The organism is Bacillus sp. R86525 (assembly GCF_042466195.1).
Taxonomy (GTDB): domain Bacteria; phylum Bacillota; class Bacilli; order Bacillales; family Bacillaceae_G; genus Bacillus_A; species Bacillus_A nitratireducens.
In genome coordinates this window covers 104,284-122,992 of the sequence record NZ_JAXHPX010000010.1, presented here as the reverse complement: position 1 = coordinate 122,992, position 18,709 = coordinate 104,284, and the positions used below count along the sequence as shown (strand labels likewise).

The window sequence follows — 18,709 nt, the reverse complement described above, 5'->3', positions numbered from 1 at the left end:
AACTACTATTCCTTATGCTAAGTATATCAAAAATTAAGGTGAAATTATCCAATAAACAAGATGTCTACTTGACAATTTCATCATCAGCAAGTAGACATCTTGTTTATTTACGAATAATTGATAAAGAATACTAATTTTTATTGCAACATATCCGCAAAGGAAGTACCTACATTATTCTTCCGTTTCATATGCTTCTCTAAATAGATTTTTGTTGTTTGGATATTCTCATGCCCTAGCGTTTGCATTAAATGATATAAGTCTGCATTTCCTTGTTCAACTGCCATGATTGCAAAAGCATGACGGAATGTATGCGCCGTTACTGGGTTTTCACGATACTGCAGAAATTCTAAATTGGTCTTTTTTATCATATCCGTTATCTGGTTCGATAACGTTTTTGAATTATAAAAGTTCCCTCTTTGATTTGCAAATAAAGGACTTTCATCTCCTCGATCCAATATTGTTTCGAACCCTCTTCTTCGTCTCATTTCACAAATACACTCATATAAATGTTCCGAAATGAAAAGTTCACGTACTTTACTTCCTTTACCTATAACTTTTAACCAGTGCTTTCCGTCATAATGTAAGTCTTTTACCCTTGTTGTACATAATTCTTGAATTCTTGCACCGGTACTTGCCAGAGCTAGTAAAATTGTATAGTTTACTAAATGACCCTGTTCTTTATAAAACCCTAAAATTTTCATAACTTCCTCATAGGATAGGTCCCGATTCGGCCGATCCTGTTCATTTACATTCGCACGCTGCAGTTCTTCATGAAGAGGCTTTTCAATATAAGAAAATACATAAAGGTGTTTTAGAAAAGAACGAATGAGCACTGTTTTCTTTGCAAGTGTTGCAACTGCATACGTGTCACCATTCCTACCGTTCTCTACCTGCTTCAACCAAGAATTGTATTTACGAATATGCCAAGGCTGTAATATTTTCAATAAAGAGTCATTTTGCTGTACCTCTTCCCCATTTAATTCGAACTCTTCTGCATGCTGCACCATGCACTGACAAAATGACAAGATTTCAGATATATAACTCTTTTTCGTATCCTCTTTTCTATTCTTCTTCTCATCCATATCTTTTTGTAAATGTACGAAATGATAAATGACTTCCAGATCACTTAAATACGTATATTTACTCTTTCCCTCTTTTTCTGCAACCTCCATCTTCTCTTCCACTTTATATACATAACGATTGTTATGCAGGTATGGAACGATATCTCTTATATTCTCTAAATGCATATCTATATATTTACTTTGATTATTTATAATAGGTAAGTTTTCTCTTCCACTTTTATTATCCATATTTCGAACTCACCTTTCCTATTGAAGATTATGAATATAATTCTATTTATTAACTATACTTATCATTTTATTTCACTTCTATCTATTATACAAATGATAATTCATATTCTTTCTATAAGAATCTTATATTCTTCTCTATTATCCTATACTTATATTTTTTTATAATTTATTAGTAAATAGATATCTTTTAATGATTAACTATTTTATTTTGAAATTACTTTTACAAGTAAATTAACTATAAAAACTCATTTAAATATAAAATAAACTACAAATATTTTTAAACTATAAAAATGTATAATAACTTTAATAAATTCTATTTCTCATTTTAAATATAACTCATATTCTGATATGATATATACATATCTAAAATACTAGAAAACAATAGTTATGGAGGTGTCCTTACATGACACAAGATTTATTGTTCATTACAAAACCTACTGTAACGACAAAAGAGGCAGCCGGCTTATTAGGAGTAACGGTACAAACAATTTTACAAAAAGAAAAAGATGGATTAATGGAATGTGTATATAAAGATAATTGGAAGCAATTCGGTAGTAAGATTTTCTATTTAGAGGATATTGAACGTTTAAAAAATATTGAAGAGGTTGAGGGTTATAGCACAAAAGAAGCAGCTGAAATTCTCAATATAGCAACATCTACAGTTTTTACATATATCAAATCTGGTAAATTACCTGCTTCAAAGATTGAAAGACGCGGAAAACAAGTATATATCATTGATAAAGATGACCTGGAAACTTTTCAACTTACTTATGAAAAAACTACATCAAAAGTGCGAAAAACATTCATTACTAAGATTCAAGAAGAAGATATATATTTATATCAATTATTAACACATCAACATACCGGAAAAACAGCTAGAGTAATAGAAATCAATGGAGCAGACGGCAAAATTCTTACAGAAGACGAAGAAATTTTCCCTCTATCCACTTATATGGAACATAATTACTCCTTTGAGCCTTTCCATAAACAATCTGTAATTACAAAACGAGGGTATTTATCTTTTTCATTTAAAAAACCTCAGCTATTTAATTCCATCACTTATAATCTAATAAATTTATTTTATAAAGAGCTAGGTGTCACAAATATGCGATTAAGTATTTCATCTGATTCTATCAAATTAGAAATTAAACCTTTCGTATTACAAATTGATCCATTGCAGTTTCAAGAGGAGATTAAATACTTACATTCTCATATGAAATCCGGCACGATACTTCCACATTTAGAGGGTATTTACTTTAAAAGTAATGTAGAGACATTAACATTTCATGCAGATCATGAATTCAAGCAAAAAGTATTGAAGATGGCAGTGGATGCTGGTATGGGACAGGAAGAATTCTTATTGCAAGTTGTAAAATCTTATATAAAAAATTTAGAACAGTAGTAAATTTTTATTAATAGGGGTAGCACCACATCGCTATCAAGTTAAGAAATTTATTGTTCTCCCAACAAAAAAAGATTTAAACTCTTATAAGTAGCTAACTGTAACGAAAGAAAATTTCGTTTAATTAGCTTGATGGGCATGTGGTGGGACCCCATTGCTATCAAGCTAAGAAATACAAACACCCCAAAACAAAAAGTCATGAGCTAACGAGCCCGTGACTTTTTATATGCTATATCACAAGTAATCTGGGAACACTTTACAGCCCTTTTCTTGCTCCATATCATGTCCAAAGAAAATAATCGGATTTTCTTTCCTAACAACATCTTTTAAACGTTTTATTGAAAATAAAGCTAAATCCGAATCAAATCCAGCAAACGGTACTTCATCTTCAAAGTTTTCTTTCGTATATGATGCATCAATAGTTAGTAACACTCGACCTGATTTTTCCGTCTCAATTAATAATGACTGATGCCCTGGCGTATGTCCCGGTGTATATATTAATTGCACACCTGGCACTACTTCATAATCCCCTTCAATGATTTTATAGTTTAAATTCGGCAATATACATTCTTTCAAATATTCCTCTCTGTGGAGTGCTACCTCATATTCAGCACGCTGTACAATAATTGGTGTATTTGTAAAAACACCATTTCCTCCTGCATGATCAAAATGTAAGTGAGAACTAATGATATAAAGAAGATCTTCTGGCTCATATCCGACACGCTTTAAAATATTTACGATCCTATCATTCTCGTTCATTTTAGGTAAAACTTGTCCTTCAACAAATGTACCTTTAAAAAGATTCTCATTATTAAGAGCACTTTCTGGCATACCTGTATCTACTAAAATAAGTCCCTCTTCTGTCTCTAAAAGATAACACCAAACAGGTAAGTTTAGTAGTTTACCCGGTGTAAGTGTACTATTAACTGAAGAATGGTCCAACATACAACGACCTGCTGGGAGGAAATAAAGCTTCTTTACTGTCATTATGTATCCACCTTTACAAATAATTTAGGATAAAACAATACAATATAATATTTCGCTTATTAGAAATAAACTCCTTCTCACCTTTCATTATTTCAACCAGGGGTGGCACCAACCATTTTTTTAATTGCTCAAAAATTCTCATTACAAATTCAGTGATACTGGAAAGCCTATGCAGGAATTCAGTCCGCCTTTAATCATAGGATAAAAGTGTCAAATTTCCGTAGAAAAGTAAACGTCAAGTAACTCCAAAATATACAATAAAGGTTGATTTTAGAGTTACTTTTCCACATTGGAATATCTTGTCTTATTCCCCTTTTTCGGTGGATGGGCAAAAACACCCTAATTCTAGAAATTCATCAGTTTCCATAAAACCGAACTTCTTATACACTGGTCTACCCATTTTTGAAGCCCCAAGCCATATTTGTGAGATACCTGAAATCTTAACTTCATCAACTAATTTAGTTAACAGCTTTGTTGCGATTCCTTGCCCACGATAATTTTCATTAGTATACATATTTGTGATATAAGCCTTTTTTCCAGTCTTATTGGTGTAACAAGGTGGAAATTCATAAAAAATTACTGCACCACAAGCTATAGTTTCTTCATTATCTTCCACTAGCCATTGAATTAAAGTACCTTCACTTAGTTTATTTTTAAAGAAAGCATATAGTTCTCTACCAATATCTATATTAGGTTCTATCCCCTCATCAACTAATTGCTTTTTTCTTAACTCGACCAGTTTATCAATATCATCGATATTTGCTTTGCGCTATTTCAACTTTTCACAACCCCTTTATAAAATTACAACTGACCAGCCCCATAGCATAATTAATTCTCATCATTTTACTATTGATGCTTATTAAACTAAACTGCCATTAAGTTATTTGGGGTATTTGCTCTTCTTTGCTTGATGGGGTTATCACGAATAGAACGGTACCTTTTATATATTTTCTTTCGTAATATTAACCCCATATTCCCTATAAAAATCTAAAATTGCAGATGCATTCACACCCAAATCTAATAGATTTTCCGGAAAGTAAATTCCAGAATCCGGAACTACAATATCAGATGTTTGTAAAATGTTCTCTGCTTGGACAGCTGCTCCTAAAGCAGTAAGATGTGTCTGTCCTAACGGATCTGATATGTTTACACAACGTCTATGCAATACACCAGTAGCATCGTAACCTTTAAGGTGAATAACTATGTTATGTGCACTTCCCCTTCCGGGTTTATAGAGAATATTTTTCCGTAAATTGGTGAATTTTTCTCCACTAATCATTTTCCAAATTCCTGTATTCACCAGAGAAACCAGTCCATATGTAGATATTTTACTATCAAAAGCAATACGAAAGTTAGTCGAAACAGCATGAATTGATTCTGGCAGGGTTACGTGATCAGGTGTATCCAAACGATAACATTTGGTAATATAACCGTTGGGAAAGCGGACTTTGATTGGATTAGTCATTGGATAAGCCTGCCGCATTCCCTCTCGAGCTTTGACTTCAAACGGAATAGTTAACCGGTCCATATATGCTGTTGAATTTGGTCCTGCTTTGTCTTGAAGAGAATATAGTGCGTTGATATCGACTGTAACCTCTTGAAGATCTTTTGAATACATTTTAGCAAAAAGAGCTGCTGTCCCTCCCATCCACCCTGAAGCTAATACGACAGGGGATTGGACCTCAACATTTTTTAGTCGATCAATAGACCTCTTAAAGCGTTCAGTCCAACGAGTAATGTCAACCAATGGAATTTTTTTTCGAACTGCGGATAGGAGTAGTCTATCTTGAGGGTCATTAACCGCATTAACAACTAATGTGAAATTATCATCCAAATTTCTTAAAGGATCATCTGTTGTGTTGTCTACCTTGACTATTTTTACTCTCTCTGATTCAAAAGGTAACTCTTTCCCTAAGGTTCTTCCTCCTAATCTAATTTCCAAATCAGGATGTCGATCATGTAAAATTCGAGCAATTTGACTACCAACAACTCCATACCCACCAACAATTAATACTGTTTTTTTATTCACCTGAAACCTCCATTTTAATTAGTATGAGATTATAAATTTAAATGATTAAAAACTTAAACATTTCAACATATCATCGCTAAAAAAAAGGACAAAAGGTGTCCCTAAACTATAAATAAGTACTTAGTTCTTACATTCATCTTCAACTAAAGAAACAAGTTCTTTTAAAAGATTTATTGTTTCATTAAATTCAAGACAATAATACATTTCAGTGCCTTTTTTCTGAACTTGAAGTAACCCTGATTGTTTCAATATTTTCAAATGATGAGATACAGTAGGTCTTGACATGGGAATATGCTCCGCAATTTGCGTCACATTCAAGCTATCTTTATCAATTAAAAGTGATACAATTTGCTGACGAGTTGGATCTCCCAACCCTTGAAAACATGGTCTTAAATTTTCTAAAATATGCATTACTTTATCATTACAGTTCATTTCGCTAACATTACCTTCCGTTTAAGAATTTAATCATTTAAACGTATTATAAATTACATTGCTATCTAATGCAATAAATAAGCAGCACCAACTTTAAGTATAAATATTGAAAGTTTTATAAATAGCCATTTTCAATTTTCCAGATTTGTAAGAATGTCGGTTCTTTTTTCTGTAACAATTGCAAAATCCATTCCAGCTACAACTAGGACAAACCCACGAAATTTACGAAGCTTATATCGGATTGTATCAAAAGCTTACAACTCAAGTGATCCTGCTTCGCCTGTTTATCCTCCTACAGAAAAACGGGCGAAAGTGCCACTGTTATGAGAAAAAGAGAGTCTTTAATATTTTAGATGTTGTCTATAATTGTACTGTGTGTCACAAGAAAACAACATAGCAATAAATAAAATGGCCTAACTTCTCATAAATGAATGTTGTAGTGATATAAAATTTTCGTTATGGGGGTAATTTAAAATATAAAGTTGATGGATGTGTGACGGTACCCCAATTATTAATAAACATAATAGGGTACAGAAAAACATCCTTTTAGTATAAAATTCTATGAGGTATCTAACGAATGAAAGTAGAACCTGCCTTACTACGCCCATCAAGCCAAGTTTTGGTGTTCTATGAACTTTTGCCTACAGAATTATTATTTTGATATGCTTGCCAAATAATTCTTGTTGGATAAATATATCTCACCGAAATTTTTTAGCAAACAAATGAAACTCATTTTTAAATAAAAAAGCCATTCTTTCTATAGATTTCTATAAAAAGAATGACGCTTTCTATTAATTATGAGCATAAATTCATCTTAGATTGTTGGTAATATAACTAGACTTATTCCCATGCAGCAAATGCTACATAATCTTCTTTACCATATTTGTTTTTATATTCATCTGCGTGAATTATATCAACTTCTCCAACATGTTCTGGCTGAAATCCTGTTCCATCTCCATTATCAATAGGTTTCACTAGAGAAACTAGCATAAGCCCCGTAACTTCAGATTCTTTAGAAGTTTGCTTCAATGGAAGACCTTTAGATTTAAGATATTGCTTTTGTTTCTCGGTAAGTTTAAGTACTGCTGCTTCTGAAATATCTGTGTTCTTTTTACTTTGCTCAAGCTTGTCCATCTCTGATTGTTTTGCGACTTCTTCTGCCTTACTCTTTTCAAGCTTGTCCATTTCTAATTGTTTTGCGACTTCTTCTGCCTTACTTTTTTCAAGATTATTCATTTCTTCTGGTTTAGCGGCTTGTTCAATTTTATTTTTTGTAGCCTTTGATTCACTCTTAAGCTCCTCAGCACTTGCATTCATTAAAGAAAAAGTAGATATACCTAATACAGCTGTCAATCCTAAAGCTGACCAACGATACGATTTTTTATTGAATTTTTTAATCATAACAATTCTCCTTTTTAATGCTTTTTTATTTTTACTTAGATTTGCTAAACTAGGCATTTGATAATAATTTGAATAGTGTTCTAGTAATGTAATAATTGTATGCCCATATTCGATTTTTTCTTCCGAATCAATAAAGGTAAGAGCCAATGCATCACATGCAATTTCTTGATCTTCGCGCATTGAATAATAGGCATACCAAAGGATTGGATTAAACCAATTTAGTATAAGCAAATGATGCATAAGCCAATTAACCCCAACATCTTTACGTTTAAAATGAGCTAATTCATGATAGAAAATAAACCGTAGCTGATTATCATTTAATCGTTGTATATGCTGTTCACATAATAATATTCTAGGTTTTATAAATCCAAGGAGTGTCGGACTAGCAATCTTGCCGGCTAATTGCAAAGGAATATCCTCTTTTATAGACATCGTTTCTTTACAATCTTCGAAAATATTTAAAATTCTGTCATCTGTTATAATTGGTTGCTTTTGTATGTATAAATATAAACGTCTATTTGCAATTAGTGTTAAAGCCCCTAAACAAAAAACACCTAGCATCCATACATATAAACAGATTTCATACATTGATATGTGTTTGGCACCCTGTTCTTTTTCTTTGGAACCCGATTCAACTGGTGATTTATTGTAATCACTTGAATTAACAGTATACTTCGCAGGTCCATTCATCACTTTTAAACCAGAAACATTCGCTTCCTTCTGAATTAGAGAAGTAGAAGTTACATATCCATGTGAAAGTATGGAGTATAGGCTATAAGAACTATCCGGTGACCAAGGTAAAAGTAATCTTACAATCAGAATTAACCACAGTGCGTAATGCCATCTTGCCGTTAATTGATTCCTTAGTAGAACTTTGATACATAAGATAAAACCTACCAATATACTGGCCATAATAGTAGTTTCTAACAGCCACTCAAAAAAAGTAGAGAGATACGTCTGTATTAACACATTTATCATAATTATGATCCCTCTTTTTGATTACTTTTATCATCTAGAATACGTTTGAGCTCATCGATCTCTTTTGAAGATAGCTTTTCATCTTGTAAAAAATTAACAAGCAACGGTTTCAAAGCAGCACCGTAAAAACGCTTAATAAAAGATTTAGTTTCTACTTGTAAATATTCATCTTGTGAGATTAAAGGACCATACATGTACGTTCTTCCTATTTTCTGCTGAGAAAAAACAACTTGTTTTTGAACTAACCTATTGATTAATGTTCTAACTGTTTTTGGATTCCAATCCATTTGTCCTTCAAGAGCTTGAATTACTTCATTTGCCGTTTGTGGAGATTTTGACCAAAGGACTTTCATTACTTCTAACTCAGCTTCAGATATCTTAGGTATTTTTTTCACGTTTCCAATTTCCTCCTCCCTATGATTACAAATGTAATCCTAAAGTCGATACTACATTTGTAATCTTAAATTTGCAACCCCTATTTTAATATTGGAATAAATAACTTAAAATAGGGATATCATTAAATAAATATAAGACTACAAATGTAATCTTATATTTAGATTACATTTGTAGTCTCGATTTGTCAATCTCATTTAATACCCCCCTAATACAACATCTCCATATGTTTTAAGTAAATCATTATACTTTAATTAGTTATGTATATTCTTCCCTTTTTCTTTGCAAGGTAACCTGTTCTAGCTAGTTGGATAAAAATATGGCGACACCCGTTCGCCATCAAGCTAATAAAACTTAGATAGCCCTAAATCAAAAAATGGGAGTAAGTCAGTTATATATATCAATCCAAAGTTCTTTTCATACAAGAAAACAAATATTTCTTCCCCATATTAATGAGAAATTTCTATTATTATCAATCAAACCGAAATTAGGGGAATTTAGTTTTAAAAAAAGCGTTCTTCTTTTTCTAAAAAGCTAAATTATTAAATTTTAAAAAATATATATCTTTTGGTTCACTCCTACATATAAAACAATTAACCCTTTCGCCTAATACCTACAAATTTGGGTTCTGGTGCAAAAACTTCAAGGTAATTACAAGTAATCTCTAAAACTTGGACATACTGATACTATTACTCTAAAAGGGTGTGTGATCGGTATGGAAAAGAAAAATTGGTTCAAATGGAAGCACTATCAGCCTGATATTATCTTATTAATGGTAAGATGGTACCTACGGTACAACCTAAGTTTTCGTGATTTGGTGGAAATGATGGAGGAACGTGGTTTATCCATTTCTCATACAACGATTATGCGTTGGGTTCATCAGTATGGTCCTGAATTGGACAAACGAATCCGACGTTACCTCAAACAAATAAATGACTCTTGGAGAGTCGATGAAACATATATCAAAGTAAAAGGTCAATGGATGTACCTGTATCGTGCTGTTGATTCGAACGGAAACACAATCGATTTTTGCCTAAGCAAAACAAGAGATCATAAGGCTGCAAAGCGCTTTTTCAAGAAAGCTTTGCGGTCTTTTCATGTTTCAAAGCCACGTGTGATAATCCAGCTTATCCTATAGCAATTGAACAGTTAAAAAAAGAAAAAAGCATACCTAACGGTATGCGACTTAGACAACAAAAGTACTTGAATAACATAGTAGAACAAGATCATCGCTTTATAAAGAAGCGAATCCGTTCTATGCTAGGCCTTAAATCTTTTGACACAGCTACATCCATTCTTTCTAGAGTAGAAGGCATGCATATGATTAAAAAAGAACAGATTGCTTTACGGAACCAGTCTGTACAAAATCAAAAAGAATTCATCCATCAATTGTTTGGACTTGCAACATAAGATGCGATTCCGTTAGGAATATATATGCTTTATTCTCTTTTGTTTTATTTTTGCACCAGAACCAACAAATTATATAGTATGACATTTTGCTTTTGAATTTTCCATGACTAATAAATAATGTAATGCATGCCCTAACTCATGGGCATAATTAATTAGGTTATTTATTGTTTTAATAGAGGGATAAACTAAAACAGCCTTTTCTGAATAAGGTAAAGGCGAACAAAAACTATTAAACAATTGTTTATTACTATTCAGAAGTACTAGTTTATCATTTAAATCAAGTTCCAAGTTGTTTTGACTTAATAATTCACTGATTACTTTAAATGAATCATTGAGTAATAGATCCTCATTAATGGATAAGTTTTTTTCTGTATTTTCAACCGCTATAATGTGTGTATCCCAAGGATTTAAAGAATTTAAATTATACCGTTCTAATTTCAATTTGTTGAAAGTATCTATGTTAGGTAAGAGATATTCTATAAAGTACTGAGAAATTTTATCAATTTCTTCCAGAGGAAAATCTCTATCTTGATAGTAATTAAGAAAATCTAAATACTGTTCAAAACCAAGATTTGTAGACTGATTATTTCTTATATGAATTAGTTCGGTGAAAAGATTATTTATTTTCTCAGCGTTATTGATTAAAAGCTTTCTTTGGTTAAATTACTTAAAACATGATTCTTAGTATTCTATAATCAATTAATCCTCATCATATAAATTATCTACAGATTCTTGTAAAGAATCTAATAGATAGTCGCTGAAGTTTTCATAAGTAATGGCATACAGTTCCTTTGAAAAACGACTCCAAAAGACAACAGGACACTCGCCATCTTTCATTTGATTGGTATCTAAACATGTCACAGTACCATCGATATCATTTAAAACAATGTATTGTTCAGGTAGGTTATATGTTTCTCTATATAACTTTGTGTGGTAAACAACGTAAGAATCCGCGGCTGTTGTCTCACAACCATGTATATCCATTCCATCAAGTCCGCCGCTACCATACTGTTTTAAAAACCAATGATAAGTGCTTGGGAATGTAATAGTTAGCATTTGCGCTGCTTCACGAATTACATCTTCATTTACACCACCCATAAAATCTCCATCATTTTCATATGTAGAAATGATTGAAACAACCTTATCATTCATCTTATTATTTCCCTTCTAAACGTTCTTGTGCTCTCATTTTCCAATAGTTATTTCTAAAATTATTATACTGTTTATATAGCTCTTTGTCGTTTATAATTGTACTATGTCTGATAACCAAGCAGCTTAATTCAAAAAAGGAAATCCGTTAGGGTTTATTTCGTATGCAAATCTTTAAAGCATCTACGTATAGACTTTCGAAAAAAAGAAACAATCTTGCTTATCATTGACGTTACACGGGCTTAGATTGATAGCGATGGGGCGAGACCCCATAAAGAAAAAAAGGCGTTATCCTTCTCATAAGAAAAACCGCTAGGAAAACATCCTGACGGTCCTTTTGTGTATAAATCCCATGAGGAGTGATAGATATGATCCGGCACCCGTAACCATGTATAGATCGGTATGTTTTCGTTTTCCAAGCAGGTCAAACATATATAATTCACTGTCTGTTTAGACTTGCGTAATGGCTAAATTCCTTATTGATTATTTTATCGTGAGCTGGCGCTACTTGTGGACCTACCGAGTTGATACACGTTACCAGAATATGCTTCCCGTCTAGAGATCCGACGGCTCTCGATTCATATCCGAAAGTACCTCCGGCATGCCCCCAGTAAGATTGCCCATCCGCTGTTTTAAATTCATAAATCCCTAATCCGACTTTACCAAAAGGTCCATCTACTGTTGTGCGCATCTGGTCCATCATCTCTTGAGTCAGAAGCTTCCCGCCCAACAACGCACTGAAGAAGGTAGTCAAATCATTAACTGTTGAGACTATATCTCCCGCCGCATTTGCCCATGATTGATTCATTTCTGTTAAATCATACAAATGACCCGATCTATCCATATTATATCCTGTGGCATGCTTACCCGGAATTTCGTGACTATTTCCCATCACAAATGTCCCTTTCATTCCAAGCGGTATGATAAACCGTTTCCTGATCTGCTCCGCATACGTTTCTCCTGTTACCTTTTGAATAATTTGACCGGCTAGTACAGTATTCATATTGGAATAATTCCAGCCCTTCCCTGGTGCAAATACAGGTGGCTTTGAAAGTCCAAGGTCGATAAGCTCATCGACGGAATAGTAACGGTATGGATTTTGAGGCAAAGTAATATCTCGGAAATCCAAATCTGTATAGCTAGCAAGCCCACTTGTATGATTCAATAACTGACGGATCGTAATTTTGTTGCCATCATACCCTTCACCTTTTATGACACCTGGCAGCCATTTTTCAACCGAATCATCCAGATTCAATTTTTTCTCGTCAGCCAACTGTAATACAACGGACGCTGTGAAAGTCTTTGAAATACTTCCAATACGGAATGAAAAATTGGGCTCCACCGGGTGTGGTACTTCATAACTGGCTGTACCTGTAGCGTAAGACCAGCGTTTCCCGTTCTGTAACCCGCCAGCTATGACACTTGGGACTCCTTTGATGGTTACCACCTCATCAATGACGCGTTTGACTTCATCCCGATGCTTGCTTTTCTTTTCCTTCTCTGTCTTCACTTGTACCGCGCCTTCAGTCTGTACCGGGTTTACAGACCCATAAGCAGAAAATACCAGTGTACTCGCCGATATAGCTGTTAATGCAAGTACAGCTCCTTTTTGAATCTTGAGTAATTTCATAACGTATCGCTCCTATTATTTTGGAATGTTGTGTTGCTTTACATCCTCACCTTATCCCCAAAATTGTTAAATCGGATAGTGATGAAACCGCCAAACTTTTGTTGACACTCGGAATTGGACTTGTCACATATACCATATGACAAACTGTCAAATATCTCATGTGACGTGCTTGTTACAGTAAATTCTAACTGTTTACCCTCTCTTCCGCTTGACGGATCAGAAGTTTATGGTGCATGATAGATTTGATTTATTCAGAATTAATTTTCAAAAATACAAGTAGGTGTACATAATCCGTGTTCTCTATAATAAAAAAATGGTTCTGGTATGATTGGATATTTGTGGTCATACGAACGCTTTGGATGGTCATTATCATAAGCGCTAGTTTTATCAAACCATCATTAATCGATGCGTCTTTTTGGGTCTTATTTTCTTTTGCTTTCGTCGTTTATCTCGTTCCATTAATCGCCTGGTGTAGAAATGCAGATTGGTATCTTGCAGTCGACGTCATGGCAGCTGGGGTTTTTCATCTTTATTTAGCCTATACAGCACCGGAGTTACTTTGGTCTTTCGTTTTACTTGTGATGAATATCGGCTTGGCGAGCAATCAAAGAACCTATGTATGGACAGGTATCCTCTGTGGAATCATATTGCCGGCATTGAACGGTTGGATCGCTGGTCGTCTCCCGTATGAATTTATCGTTAGCAACGGTTTTGGATTCGCCATCGGCTTCACGTTTAATATATTAATTCAGTCCCATAAGCAAGCCCTAATTATTCATGAGCAAAAGCTATTGCTGGAGCAGCATATTGAGCGGATTGAGGAACTTACGCTGATGGAGGAGCGCAGCCGGCTGTCACATGAGCTGCATGACACGATTGGCCATACGCTTACCTCGCTCATCGTCGGCGTCGAATCGCTGCGATCGTCCGTACCGAATTCACAGATAGAGAGGATCGATTCGCTTGTCGGAATCGCCCAACACGGTCTGGTTGATATCCGAAAACATCTGCATCAGCTCTCTCATACTCCATTGAACCATTCGTTAAGTGAATCTCTACGGCAATTTACCGAAGATTTTATGAAGTCAACAGGTATAATGGTCAAATTCCGTGTGATCGGCAGCGAGACTCTCGTAATGCAAAAAATAAACTTTTGTCTATATCGTTGCCTTCAAGAGTCTCTGAACAACGCGGTTCGGCACGGTTCGGCGAGCTTGATATCCGTTCAGTTGTATTTCGAGAGTCAGCAGCTCAGGTTACAGATCGAAGATAACGGCATCGGAATGGAAGAAATTCAATTTGGATTTGAACTTAATGGGATGAAGGAACGACTTAAGCTATTTCACGGCACGGTGTCCGTGCATTCCGAGCCAGAACAAGGAACTTTCGTCATATGTAATATTCCGTTCCAGACAGAGCCTGCACATAATACAATCCGCCTGCTGCTCGTTAACGACCAGGTGATCATTACCGACAGTTTGAAGCAAATTTTGGATCAGCATACTGATTTTAACGTAGTTGGTACAGCCAGGGACGGTGGCGAAGCATTAGAACATTGTGAGCGGTCCCAACCAGATATCGTGCTAATGGATATTAGTATGCAGGGAATGAGCGGGATTGAAACTTTACTTGAGATGAAACAACGATGGCCTGATATGAAGGTTGTGTTCATGACAACGTTTGAGGATTCCTTGCAGGCAGCAACTGCATTGGAGCACGGGGCGGAGGGCTACATGCTGAAGTCGATTCATCCGCGAGAGATGAAGGAAGCCTTGAAACTAATTTATAACGGAGGAATCTGGATCGATCAATCGGTCGCTACGCGAATTTTCGAAGAGATGAAAAGTCAACGCGAGCAATTGGAGAAGATCGGCTCAAGTCAAGAAAAATTCCCGTACGGGCTTACGAAGCGTGAAATGGAGATTCTGGAGCATCTGTCAGGTGGACTGCGTTATAAGTCGATCGCCGCCAAATTATTTTTATCGGAGGGAACGATCCGCAATTATTGCTCGACTCTCTACTCGAAGCTCAGCGTCAACAACCGCGAAGAAGCAATAAAAAGAGCCCGAAAGGAAAATATTGTGTAGATGGTACTCAAGACAAAAGGTCCTTTGGAATAATAAATAGCCGAACTGGCAATTAAAAAATGACTTATCTATTGATAAGTCATTTTTATATCTCAATTACTAACAATATAATTTAACAAAGCCAAAAAAGAAAAATCCGACTTCAAAACTTATTGGAAATAAAAGTAAGTCTATGACCTATTTTTACACGTATCTCGGCTGTACCCCATGCCCATCAACTTAACATTTTGGAGTATCCCCAAAATGAAAATTTATTCTTCCATAAGAATCCAGACATTTTTTATTTTGAGGAACAATGAAATTTTTGGTGTGCTATGATTGAGTATTTCTTGTAACATAACCATATCTTTTTGTATTAGAGAAGTTAATAAATTTTTACAAACGCAATAATTGGTAAAACATATAAAATAAACCTAAAGGCTTATTTTACATGTTTTTAATAATCTATCGATAGAATACAGCATCCTATAAATCCGATATATAGAAAACAGGATATTTAAAATGATACAAAAATCAATAAAAGTATTAGCAACATCTGTTATTTTAACAACGGCATTGATTACGCCTATTATGACAAGCAATCTGAAAGTTAGTGCTGAAACAGTTACTACGAAAACGACAAAATCCCAAATTTCTGCTGAACAAGTTTTCAATGTTCCAGATTAAATTAACTCATTTAAGTTTAAAAAATATAAAATAGTTTCTTCTATCTGTTTATTTGTCTCAACTTTTAGACAGATAAGCAAGACATTTATTTCCGTCCGTTGTGTTCGTTTGTTTTGTTAGTCCTTATCCCTCCTCAACAAATAAGACCAGAAAATCCATGTACAAAAAAAGAGCGCTTTTCTTCAAAGCCCTCTCCATTAGGTATTTACCAATCCTTACGTTTATCACAATCTCTATGTCTGCGTCTGCAGAACATTAAATCATCCCAAAATCTATTACAATCTCTGCAATGTCTGAAATTACAATTACATCCCATAAATATGATTACCTCCTCTTAACTTTAAGATTCATCATATTTTATGCTAAAAAACAGTTTGCTTACTAGTCTACTTTCTGCATTTTAAAGTAATAATATTATTATCTAATCTTTAAGATTCAATCCATTTCACCCCTTATCTTTCCTTAACAACAAACAAGACGCCACCCCGATTACGGCAACTTCTACGATAATTGCTATTGGTTTAATCGATTTATTTACCCTCACGTCATTTATTTCTTTGCTTCCATACCCCATTCTCTTTACGATAAGTATTCTTACCATTCATAAAGTCAGCTGTATTACCAGGAATGCTATATTTTTTATTGTTTTTCTTAGCCTTCTTCTTCAGCTTCTTCTCTTCTTGAACAGCTTGCAAATCCGCCTTCCATTGTTTCAACAAATCCTTTTCACGCCGCATCGAATTTGTACCCCTTGGATTAAAATGTGAACCAAATAATTAGATTCTTTCTATTTATATACTCATTTAAACCAAATGTCCATTTTGTTCAAATTCTCATTAAACATGTACCAATTTATGTTTTCCCTTCTCAATAGACTAATGATATATTAAAATCTTCTATATACCCAAGGAGGTTTATCATGCTCGACTTTCATAAAAAACTACCCATCTTAGGATTCTTTTTATTTTTATATGGCTTCATCAGCATCATCTTTTTATTACTATTCCTTAGTGTTTAGTAACAGCGCGTATAAATATATGTTTAATGTTTAATGTGTAATTTCTATATAACAAAGAAAAAAGCACCCGTTTTGGATGCTCCTAAATTTTCTCTATAACATAAACCATTGTTTTTTTCGATGGTGCACAATATGAATAGTTCTCATTTTTATGAATAAATATCTCATACTTACCCATCACTTGGAATCTTTCTATTTCAGATTCATTAAATTCTGATACGGTATCACACAAGATTGTTATTTCAGTGCCAGTATTGTATAACAAATCATGAATTTGTCTTTCAGTATATATTTCCCCTACTGATAACTCTTCTAATATTTCTATATATATCATTATTATTCCACCTCTACCGACTTATTTATTCTATAAAAACCATAATTATCCTTTTTCTTGCAGATAAAACAAAAAGCCACCACCGAAGTGACACCTTTAAAGGGGATGGGAGAAAAGAGAGAAAACAAATGGCAAAGTTTCTCTTCATTCAAGATTGAGTTGAGGTACTCTCAACCTTCTCCAAGCCACCGCATTAACTAGTATGGCTACACGCCCTGTGTTCGGTGACCTGGAGAAGACTAAGAATCTTCTCGTTTATTCTCCGTAGAGTCGATCAATACTTCAGCTTATCGCCTTTGCAAACCGTTTTTGTTATATTTCGTCCCGTGACAGATGAAATATCAACGTGATTATGTAAAGGGAATCAGTCTTAATATGCAAGACGGTTATTACCTTTTTCCACCGCCTTACTACAACCAATATAGGGGACGTATCGCGAAAAGGGGATTAAACACGACTGGATGTATATTGGCTGTAGTAAAGAGGTGACTAGTCTCTTTACACCCTGACTTACCCAATAGTAAAAATCGTGAGTAATTACTCTATGGCTAAGAACAAGTTACGTATACAACAGAATTCCATTGGCAATTTTTAAGTATCAGAACAATTTTCATTCAATCATGAAAACCATCCCCATTCTTAGAAATCGACATAGACAGGAATAATAGCTTTATATCTATTTTTATAACAGAAAGTGGTCCGTTATGAAAATAGATACAAATTAGAAACAGCATGACGAATGCGAGTTATCTCACACCCGCCACACTGGAATATGTCATTGTTATACATTCATTGGTCTTTCCGTCTTAACGCGGGTTCGTACCGTCTTGCCCGCCCTATATTACCGTGACATTATCGCATAAGAACGTTTCACTTATAGGTGTACTAATCCTCTTCGATATGCGGTTGTCAAAGGGCTTGTACATATAATTTATAATTTTTGGCATTTTTATTTAGCCCCCCAAAAAGTTCGCATTTTGACCGCGTTTTGTTCGCTATTTTTAGATGATCCCAAGTGCTGTAGCAATCAATTTAACCGCACTTTGCTTCTTCTCATAGAAATATGTCTTCTTGAGCAGCAGATCATTATAAACATCTGAATCTTTCACTCTCTCGTTTGTTAGGAACTTACGCTCAACGATATTCCGTTCATCTTCATCTAGTAAGTTATTAAGCGCCGTCTCTACCTGCTGCACCTTCCATTTATTCGTATTCCTTGAATCACGCAACTCAGGGAACAAACTGATCCCTTCTTGTTCCAATTTATTACTGAATCGCATCTTGAGTGCTCTGTATTCCTTTAATACTCTCACTACTTCCTTCTGTACTTTTTTATCATCTATATCTGGTAATAAAGTTAATTGTCTCTCCACGAAGGAATCCCCCTATTTCGAATTTTAGTTATTACATTCACATCAGGTACGTGAAATTTTAATATCTCATTGTTGAATAAGGGAACCATGCATAGCGAGTAGCCCCCACC

General features: G+C 34.4%; 15 protein-coding genes and 2 pseudogenes. 4 read left to right on the top strand and 13 right to left on the bottom strand.

The window, feature by feature from the left end; all coding sequences use genetic code 11:
• Positions 1 to 137: 137 nt before the first annotated feature.
• Positions 138 to 1,310 (bottom strand): tyrosine-type recombinase/integrase, encoded by a 1,173-nt coding sequence (locus SJY24_RS30755; protein WP_377867421.1) that lies wholly within the window; start codon positions 1,308 to 1,310, stop codon positions 138 to 140.
• Between the two features lie 403 nt (positions 1,311 to 1,713).
• Between SJY24_RS30755 and SJY24_RS30750 the strand changes: the two genes are divergently transcribed.
• Positions 1,714 to 2,712, top strand: a complete 999-nt coding sequence (locus SJY24_RS30750) for a helix-turn-helix domain-containing protein (protein WP_377867420.1) — start codon at positions 1,714 to 1,716, stop codon at positions 2,710 to 2,712.
• Between the two features lie 234 nt (positions 2,713 to 2,946).
• On the opposite strand, the gene aiiA is transcribed toward SJY24_RS30750, so the two are convergent.
• From aiiA to SJY24_RS30715, 6 genes are all read right to left on the bottom strand, one after another.
• Positions 2,947 to 3,699 carry a quorum-quenching N-acyl homoserine lactonase AiiA gene (gene aiiA / locus SJY24_RS30745; RefSeq protein WP_377867419.1) on the bottom strand — a complete coding sequence of 251 codons (753 nt, stop codon included), beginning with the start codon at positions 3,697 to 3,699 and terminating at the stop codon, positions 2,947 to 2,949.
• A gap of 304 nt (positions 3,700 to 4,003) precedes the next feature.
• The gene (locus SJY24_RS30740) at positions 4,004 to 4,456 is read right to left on the bottom strand and encodes a GNAT family N-acetyltransferase (RefSeq protein WP_377867636.1); all 453 of its coding nucleotides are present in this window, start codon (positions 4,454 to 4,456) and stop codon (positions 4,004 to 4,006) included.
• Positions 4,457 to 4,639: 183 nt separating this feature from the next.
• Positions 4,640 to 5,728, bottom strand: a complete 1,089-nt coding sequence (locus SJY24_RS30735; RefSeq protein ID WP_377867418.1) for a saccharopine dehydrogenase NADP-binding domain-containing protein — start codon at positions 5,726 to 5,728, stop codon at positions 4,640 to 4,642.
• 120 nt (positions 5,729 to 5,848) lie between these two features.
• On the bottom strand, positions 5,849 to 6,160 hold the full coding sequence (locus SJY24_RS30730) for an ArsR/SmtB family transcription factor (protein WP_000995769.1): 312 nt from the start codon (positions 6,158 to 6,160) through the stop codon (positions 5,849 to 5,851).
• 840 nt (positions 6,161 to 7,000) lie between these two features.
• Positions 7,001 to 8,539, bottom strand: a complete 1,539-nt coding sequence (locus tag SJY24_RS30720; protein WP_377867417.1) for a M56 family metallopeptidase — start codon at positions 8,537 to 8,539, stop codon at positions 7,001 to 7,003.
• A gap of 2 nt (positions 8,540 to 8,541) precedes the next feature.
• Positions 8,542 to 8,892, bottom strand: a complete 351-nt coding sequence (locus SJY24_RS30715; protein ID WP_371399362.1) for a BlaI/MecI/CopY family transcriptional regulator — start codon at positions 8,890 to 8,892, stop codon at positions 8,542 to 8,544.
• A 755-nt stretch (positions 8,893 to 9,647) separates the two neighbouring features.
• Between SJY24_RS30715 and SJY24_RS30710 the strand changes: the two are divergent.
• Positions 9,648 to 10,342 (top strand): annotated as a pseudogene (locus tag SJY24_RS30710) (IS6 family transposase).
• 699 nt (positions 10,343 to 11,041) lie between these two features.
• Here the strand turns inward: SJY24_RS30710 and SJY24_RS30705 are convergent.
• From SJY24_RS30705 to SJY24_RS30695, 3 genes and pseudogenes are all read right to left on the bottom strand, one after another.
• Positions 11,042 to 11,494, bottom strand: coding sequence for an SMI1/KNR4 family protein (locus tag SJY24_RS30705; RefSeq protein ID WP_377867416.1), 453 nt, complete (start codon positions 11,492 to 11,494; stop codon positions 11,042 to 11,044).
• Between the two features lie 4 nt (positions 11,495 to 11,498).
• Positions 11,499 to 11,612, bottom strand: coding sequence for an HNH/ENDO VII family nuclease (locus tag SJY24_RS30700; protein WP_377867415.1), 114 nt, complete (start codon positions 11,610 to 11,612; stop codon positions 11,499 to 11,501).
• Between the two features lie 318 nt (positions 11,613 to 11,930).
• Positions 11,931 to 12,992 (bottom strand): annotated as a pseudogene (locus SJY24_RS30695) (serine hydrolase domain-containing protein); the annotation flags it as partial.
• 422 nt (positions 12,993 to 13,414) lie between these two features.
• Between SJY24_RS30695 and SJY24_RS30690 the strand changes: the two are divergent.
• Complete coding sequence (locus tag SJY24_RS30690) at positions 13,415 to 15,208, top strand: response regulator (RefSeq protein ID WP_377867413.1); 1,794 nt, start codon at positions 13,415 to 13,417, stop codon at positions 15,206 to 15,208.
• Between the two features lie 501 nt (positions 15,209 to 15,709).
• Positions 15,710 to 15,874 (top strand): hypothetical protein, encoded by a 165-nt coding sequence (locus SJY24_RS30685; RefSeq protein WP_377867412.1) that lies wholly within the window; start codon positions 15,710 to 15,712, stop codon positions 15,872 to 15,874.
• A gap of 545 nt (positions 15,875 to 16,419) precedes the next feature.
• Here the strand turns inward: SJY24_RS30685 and SJY24_RS30680 are convergent.
• From SJY24_RS30680 to SJY24_RS30670, 3 genes are all read right to left on the bottom strand, one after another.
• Entirely contained in the window at positions 16,420 to 16,611 is a 192-nt protein-coding gene (locus SJY24_RS30680; RefSeq protein ID WP_377867411.1) for a hypothetical protein, read from the bottom strand.
• Positions 16,612 to 16,974: 363 nt separating this feature from the next.
• A complete protein-coding gene (locus SJY24_RS30675) occupies positions 16,975 to 17,226 on the bottom strand; it encodes a hypothetical protein (protein ID WP_377867410.1) in 252 nt (83 codons plus the stop codon).
• A 1,001-nt stretch (positions 17,227 to 18,227) separates the two neighbouring features.
• Positions 18,228 to 18,599 carry an ArpU family phage packaging/lysis transcriptional regulator gene (locus SJY24_RS30670; protein ID WP_377867409.1) on the bottom strand — a complete coding sequence of 124 codons (372 nt, stop codon included), beginning with the start codon at positions 18,597 to 18,599 and terminating at the stop codon, positions 18,228 to 18,230.
• Between the last annotated feature and the right edge of the window lie 110 nt (positions 18,600 to 18,709).